Below are 6,515 nucleotides of genomic sequence, written 5' to 3' on the forward strand. Positions count from 1 at the left end.
CGTCCGCGCAACCCTGCGCAATAATTTCACGGGTTACCCCCTCCACCCCCCCCGCGAATTCGTCTGAGCCGGCCCCCCCCCCGGGCCGGCACGCGCCCCGCCGGGGCCGGGACGGGACGGGGCCGGGCCCGTCCCGCTCCCCGTCCGGACCCACCCACTCCCCGCATCGAGCCATGCAGAAAGGCAGCGAACCGTGCGCACCGTCATCGTCTCCGGCGCGTCCAGCGGAATCGGGCACGCCACCGCCGAGCGCTTCGCCCGCGACGGCGACTTCGTCGTCAACCTCGACGTGCACGCCCCGCCCGCGGACACCGTGACCGGCCCCCGGGAGGGGGGCGGCCACCTGCGCTGGGTCTCCCAGGACGTCGCCGACTGGGAGGGGGTACGGGCGGCCGTCGACGGGATCCGAGCCGAGCGGGGCCGACTCGACGTGGTCATCGCCAACGCGGGCATCAGCGTGCGCCACAGCATCCTCGACCTGACCGAGGCCGACGCCCGGCGCACCCTGGACACCAACCTGATGGGCGTCCTCGCCCTGTGGCGCCACAGCGTGCCGCACATGCTGCAGCAGGGCGGGGGCGTGCTGCTGGCCACCGCGTCGGTCAACGGCATGCGCGGCTACCCGCTGTACGCCGACTACAACGCGTCGAAGGCCGGTGTGACCTCGCTCTGCCAGACCTTCGCCGTCGAGCTGGCCCCCATGATCCGTACCGCCTGCGTCGCGCCAGGCGCCGTACTGACTCCCATGCAGCGGGCCGAGTACACCGACGCCATGCTCGACGAGGTCAACGCGCGCATCCCGGCCCGCCGCCACGCGCGGCCCGAGGAGATCGCCGACGTCTTCGCCTTCCTGGCCTCGCCGCAGGCCTCGTTCGTCTCGGGCCAGCAGTTCGTGGTGGACGGCGCCGAGACCGCCGGAGCCACCACCGCGTTCTTCCCCGGGCCCACCGAGCCGACGCGGTGACCGCTCCCACGCCCGTACCAGACACCCGAGTCCTCAGTTCCGTAGGAGTTCCACGATGACCGCCATGACCAGCCGCCCCGAGCTCGTGCCGGACGCGCCACAGGACGTGGACCTCGCGGACCCGCTGCTGCACGCCCGCCACGACCTGGGGCCGCTGTGGCGGCGGCTGCGGGCGGAGGCCCCGGTCCACTGGCAGCCGGAGAGCGGCGACAGGCCCGGGTTCTGGGTGATCAGCCGTCACGCGGACGTCGTCGCGGTCCTCAGCGACCAGCAGGCCTTCACCTCCGAGCGCGGCAACGTCCTCGACACCCTGCTGGCCGGCGGCGACTCGGCCGCGGGCAAGATGCTCGCCGTCACCGACGGCGGCCCGCACAAGGCGCTGCGCAGTGCTCTGCTCAAGCCGTTCTCGCCGCGCGCGCTCGATGTCGTCGTGGACAGCGTGCGGCGCGGCACCCGGGCCCTGGTCCAGGAGGCGGTGGAACGGGGCACGGTGGACTTCGCCGAGGACGTCGCCGCGCACATCCCGCTCGCCGCGATCTGCGACCTGCTCGGAGTGCCGCTCGCCGACCGACGGCAGATCATCGAGCTGACCTCGTCGGCGCTGTCCTCCGCGGACGGCGTCCTCTCGGAAGAGGCGACCTGGTCGTCCCGCAACGGCCTGCTGTTCTACTTCTCGGAACTGGCCGCCGAGCGCCGCAAGAAGCCGCTGGACGACGTGATCAGCCTCCTGGTGACCAAGGAGATCGACGGCCGCCCCCTGTCGCACGAGGAGATCGTCTTCAACTGCTACAGCATCATCATGGGCGGCCACGAGACCACCCGGTTCGCCATGGTCGGAGGGCTGCACGCGCTGATGCGGAGCCCCGAGCAGTGGCGTGCGCTCAAGACCGGGCAGGTGAGCACGGCCTCGGCGGTCGAGGAGGTGCTGCGCTGGACGACACCCGCCCTGCACAGCGGCCGTACCGCCACGCAGGACGTCTTCCTCGGCGGGCAGTTCGTCGAGGAGGGCGACATCGTCACCACCTGGATGTCCTCGGCCAACGGTGACGAGCGGGTCTTCGAGAGGCCCGACGAGTTCCGTCTGGCGCGCACCCCGAACAAGCACCTGTCGTTCGCCCACGGGTCGCACTTCTGCCTCGGCGCGTTCCTGGCCCGCGCCGAACTGGCGGCCCTGCTGGAGAGCCTGCGCGAGCTGGTCGCCTTCGGTGAGCCCGCGGGCGAGCCGGGTTACGTCTTCTCCAACTTCCTGAGCGGCTTCTCGTCCCTGCCGGTCACGCTCGTACCGGAGGGCGGCCCGGCAGCCTGAGGGACCACCCACCGCACGCCACCCACCGCACGCCACCCACGAACCGCCCCGTGCGGCCCTGTCACCGACAGGGCCGCACGCGGTGCTACCGCACCGAGAACGCCGCCAGTTCCTCGGCCACCGCCTTCACCACGGCCTGGGCCTCGCTCTGCGGGAAGTAGTGCCCGCCGGGCAGGACGTGCATCCGGTGCTCGGCCGTCGTGTACAGGTTCCACGGCGCCACGTGCGCCGCCGGAGACACCTCGTCCGCCGCACCGGCGAAGGCGACCAGCGGGCAGCCCACGGCGGCCGGGCGCGGGATGCGGTAGCCCTCCGCGAAGACCATGTCGCTGCGCACCGCGCGCAGCAGGTCCCGCAGGAAGTCCGGGAATTCGAGCAGTTCCTCGGGCAGCCCGCCGCTGCCGCGCAGCCAGGCGATCAGCTGGGCGTCGTCGCCGTCCGCGACGGACTCCCTGTGGAGCGGGACATGGGGGGCACGCGACCCCGACACCAGCAGGACGCTCGGCGGTCGCAGCCCCGCCCCCTGCTCGATCTCCCGCTCGATGCGTCGCGTCAGCTCGTAGCCGAGCAGGGCGCCGAAGCTGTGCCCGAAGAGCGCGTACGGCAGGGTGAACTCTCCGCGCAGCCCCTCGAACAGGGCTTCCACCAGCGAGTCGAAGGACTCCGGCAGGGGTTCGTCGATGCGGGAGCCGCGGCCGGGCAGATCGACCGGCGCCAGCTCGACCCCCTCGGGCAGGTACGGCCGCCAGGGGCTGAAGGTGCCGCCGCCGCCGCCGGCGTGCGGCAGGCAGATGATCCGTGACCGGACGATGCCGGTGGAGTGCCGGGCACCGATCCAGTCGACGGAGGCCGGGGTGGGGTGGTTCGAAGCGCGCATGGGCCCAGCCTCGACACCGGCGCCTACGCCGACCAGGCAGAGGTGCGGCAACTTGAGCGAAATTCGGCTGGTCGAAATGCCGCCGGGCCACGGCCGAGTTACCGGCCGCTTGCCTGGCAGGGGCGGGGGGCGCGCGCGATGCTGCGCAGCAGGCGGGCACGTGCACCGCGCCCCGTGCGTACCGGACGTGCCGCACCTCCCTGACCTTCCGAGAGGACAAGTACGTTGGGTATACCGGACCGGGGCCTGCTGGAGTGGCTGGACGAGGCGTCCACCGAGCGCGGCCTGTACTACGCGAACCGCAACGACGACTGGGACTTCTCGTCCTACCGCGACCTGGCGGAGCTGGTGCTGCGGACCGCAGCCGCGCTGCGCGCCAAGGGCGTCCGCGAGGGCGACTCGGTGGGGCTGGTGCTGCGTTCCAGCCCCGGCTTCGTCGCCGGCTTCTTCGGCGCGCTGGCGGCGGGCGCGACGCCGTGCTCCATCGCCCCGCCGTTCGCCTTCCAGCGGGGCGACGAGTACGAGCGGCACGCGGCCCACCTGTTCGAGACGGCCCGGCCCCGGTACACCATCTGCGACGACGAGTCGCTGGAGCGGATCCGCAAGGTCACCGCGGGGGTCGGGGTGCCCGAGCCGGAGGTCTTCGAGCAACTCGTCGCGGGCGTCGCGCCGTTGGAGCGGCCGCTGCCGCTGCCGGAGACCGCGCTGATCCAGTTCACCTCGGGCTCCAGCGGATTCTCGCGCGGCGTGCGGATCTCCCCCGACGCCCTGCGGGCCAACCTCACCGGCATGCGCCGCTGGATCGACTGGACCCCGGAGCGCCCCGGCATCAGCTGGCTGCCCGTGCACCACGACATGGGCCTCGTGGGCTTCCTGCTGAACGCGGTCGTCACCGGCTGCGACGGCTGGATGATGCAGCCGGACGACTTCATCCGCTCGCCGCTGCGCTATCTGCGGTGCATCAGTGAGCACGGCGCCGCCATGACGGGCATGCCGAACTTCGGGCTCGCCTACATCCTGCGCCGGGTCAAACCCGCCCAGCTGGAAGGGCTGCGCTTCGACACGATGCGGTCCGTGATCATCGGGGCGGAGCGGGTCGACCCGAAGGTCCTGGAGGACTTCCACGCGCTGCTGGGGCCGCACGGTCTCGACCGCGGCGCACTGCTGCCCGCGTACGGCGGCGCGGAGGCCACGCTGGCGGTGACCGGCCTGCGGCCCGGTACGGGCTGGTCGACGCAGGTGCCGGACGACGGGGACGCCGCGTCGCTGGCCGGCACCGCGGTGGTCGGCTGCGGCCCCCCGCTGGAGGGCCGGGAGGTGCGGATCGTGTCGGAGGACGGCGAGGAACTGCCGGACGGGCAGGTCGGCGAGATCGTCGTCACCGGGGTGTCGATCGCCAGTGGATACGTCGGCGACGAGGGCTCCGCGTCCGGCACCAGCCTCGCCGCGGGGACGCTCGAATCCGGTGACGCGGGCTTCGTGCGCGACGGGCAGCTGTTCGTGATCGGCCGGCTCGGCGACGGGCTCAAGGTCAGCGGAAAGATGGTCTTCGCCGAGAGCCTGGAGACCCTGCTGCACCAGCGGGGCATTCCCGAGCGCCGGATCGCCGTCCTGCTCGGCGTCAGGGACGGACGCCCCACGGGCGTGGCCGTCTTCGGCGGGGTGCAGGACGGCTGGCGGGAGGCCGCCCACGAGGTCCTGTCCGAGTGGCTCGGCGATGCCGACCTGCTGACCGTCGAGCTGCCCCGCGGCGGCATCGCGGTCACGTCCAGCGGCAAGCCCCGTCGCCGGGTCGTCTGGAAGGCGCTGTGCGCGGGGGAGTTCACCGATGCCACCACTCCGCTGACGGGGGCGTGACCAGGACGGGAGAGCGGGCACGAGGGCGGCACCGCCCACCCTGCGGAGCGTCACCCATCAGTGTGTCCTAGACAATGGTGTGCGCCGCACACTATGGTGTCTCACGTGTCCGTAGAAGAGCTGACTCTCGCCCAGGCCCATGAACTGCGCCGCGGGACGGTGGTCCTGGCCTGTCTGGCGCTGCTCCGGGAGCCGAGCTACGGCTACGCGCTCCTGGAGACGCTCAACGGTGCCGGGGTCTCCGTCGACGGCAACACCCTCTACCCCCTGCTGCGCAGGCTGGAGAAACAGGGCCTGCTCACCAGCGAGTGGAACACCGAGGAGTCCCGGCCGCGGAAGTTCTACCGGGTGAGCCCCGACGGCTCCCTGGTCCTCACCGGCCTGGTCCGCGAGTGGCAGGACCTCTCGGCCACGATCGCACGACTTACCAAGGAGAACGGATGAGCACCAGCACTCTCACCGAGCGCTACGTGGACGAGGTCGTCCGGCGGCTCCCGGCCGACCAACGCGACGACATCGGCGAGGAGTTGCGCACCACGATCGCCGACACCATCGAGGCCCGCAGAGAGGCGGACCCGCAGTCGGCCGAGCGCGAGGTGCTCACCGAGATGGGCGACCCCGTCCGGTACGCGGCCCGCTACTCGGGCCGGCCGCTCGCACTGATCGGGCCGGACCACTACCCCGCGTACATCCGCCTTCTGGTGCTGCTGCTGTCCACCGTGCTGCCCGTGCTCACCGGCCTGGCCGTACTGATGGAACTGGCCGACACCGGCAACGTCGGCGCGGCCGTCGGCGAGGGCGTCACCACCGTGCTGACGCTTGGCGCCCAGATGATCGCCGTACTCACCATCGCCTTCGCCCTGGCCGACCGGTTCCGCAGCCGCGACGGCGAACCCGTCCGCAGCACCTCGTGGACCCTCACCGACCTGCCCGAACCCCGGAAGAAGGACAAGGGAGGCATCGTGGTTGCCCTCGGAGCGGCCTGGTACGCGCTGCTGATCTCCCTGGCCGTGTGGCAGCACGTCGCGAAGCCCTACGGGGTCGACGGCAAGGGCGGTGGCAAGGGGGTCGAGGTGCTCGACCCGGCCCTGTGGTCGGGCTGGATCTGGCCCGTACTCCTGGGCCTCGCCGGGATGCTGGCGATCTCGGCGGCCCGGATCACCGTACGGGGATGGACCGTTCGTCTCGCGGTCCTGAACGCCGTGGCCCAGGTCGTGTTCGCCCTGCCGTTCGCCTGGGTCCTCCAGCAACGGATGCTCTTCAACCCGGAGTTCCTGAAGACCGCTGCCACGGACGCACTGACCCAGCAGGTCTACTCGGGTCTTGCGGTCATCGTGCTCATCCTCGGCGTGAGCGCCGTGGTGACGGGCTTCCGCCAGGCCCGGCGCTGAGCCGGGGCTCCCGGTGGCACCGACCGTGTGGACGACGGCGCGTGCGTCGAGCGATTCGGGCGCGGCCGACGGGTCGACGTACGGCGCCGCGCCGGTGCCCGACGCGCCGGTGCCCGGGTG

Annotated in this window: 6 protein-coding genes; 5 read left to right on the forward strand and 1 reads right to left on the reverse strand. The window is 72.2% G+C overall.

The features are described 5' to 3' along the window. The first annotated feature begins 193 nt into the window (after nt 1-193). Together ACWGIG_RS35775 and ACWGIG_RS35780 are read left to right on the forward strand one after the other, a co-directional pair. Nucleotides 194-964: an SDR family NAD(P)-dependent oxidoreductase gene (locus tag ACWGIG_RS35775; protein ID WP_453325878.1), complete on the forward strand. Its 771-nt coding sequence runs from the start codon at nt 194-196 to the stop codon at nt 962-964. Between the two features lie 64 nt (nt 965-1,028). Beyond that, on the forward strand, nt 1,029-2,270 hold the full coding sequence (locus ACWGIG_RS35780) for a cytochrome P450 (protein WP_453325883.1): 1,242 nt from the start codon (nt 1,029-1,031) through the stop codon (nt 2,268-2,270). Nucleotides 2,271-2,355: 85 nt separating this feature from the next. Here the strand turns inward: ACWGIG_RS35780 and ACWGIG_RS35785 are convergent, their stop codons facing one another. Beyond that, nucleotides 2,356-3,147, reverse strand: coding sequence for a thioesterase II family protein (locus ACWGIG_RS35785; protein ID WP_453325879.1), 792 nt, complete (start codon nt 3,145-3,147; stop codon nt 2,356-2,358). A gap of 225 nt (nt 3,148-3,372) precedes the next feature. Here ACWGIG_RS35785 and ACWGIG_RS35790 point away from each other — a divergent pair, with 225 nt between their 5' ends. The 3 genes from ACWGIG_RS35790 to ACWGIG_RS35800 all read left to right on the forward strand — a co-directional run bounded on the left by ACWGIG_RS35790 (nt 3,373) and on the right by ACWGIG_RS35800 (nt 6,395). After that, nucleotides 3,373-5,004 (forward strand): AMP-binding protein, encoded by a 1,632-nt coding sequence (locus ACWGIG_RS35790; RefSeq protein WP_453325880.1) that lies wholly within the window; start codon nt 3,373-3,375, stop codon nt 5,002-5,004. Nucleotides 5,005-5,109: 105 nt separating this feature from the next. Then, nucleotides 5,110-5,448 (forward strand): PadR family transcriptional regulator, encoded by a 339-nt coding sequence (locus ACWGIG_RS35795; RefSeq protein WP_453325881.1) that lies wholly within the window; start codon nt 5,110-5,112, stop codon nt 5,446-5,448. Then, nucleotides 5,445-6,395 carry an HAAS signaling domain-containing protein gene (locus tag ACWGIG_RS35800; protein ID WP_453325882.1) on the forward strand — a complete coding sequence of 317 codons (951 nt, stop codon included), beginning with the start codon at nt 5,445-5,447 and terminating at the stop codon, nt 6,393-6,395. Before ACWGIG_RS35795 ends, ACWGIG_RS35800 begins: the two co-directional genes overlap by 4 nt. Nucleotides 6,396-6,515 lie beyond the last annotated feature (120 nt).

The organism is Streptomyces sp. NPDC054863, assembly GCF_053610825.1.

What these genes read in the sequence shown, in the direction of transcription:
- ACWGIG_RS35780 (WP_453325883.1), top strand. Translation starts at nt 1,029, where the DNA reads ATGACCAGCCGCCCCGAGCTCGTGCCGGACGCGCCACAGGACGTGGAC.
- ACWGIG_RS35785 (WP_453325879.1), bottom strand. Translation starts at nt 3,147, where the DNA reads ATGCGCGCTTCGAACCACCCCACCCCGGCCTCCGTCGACTGGATCGGT.
- ACWGIG_RS35800 (WP_453325882.1), top strand. Translation starts at nt 5,445, where the DNA reads ATGAGCACCAGCACTCTCACCGAGCGCTACGTGGACGAGGTCGTCCGG.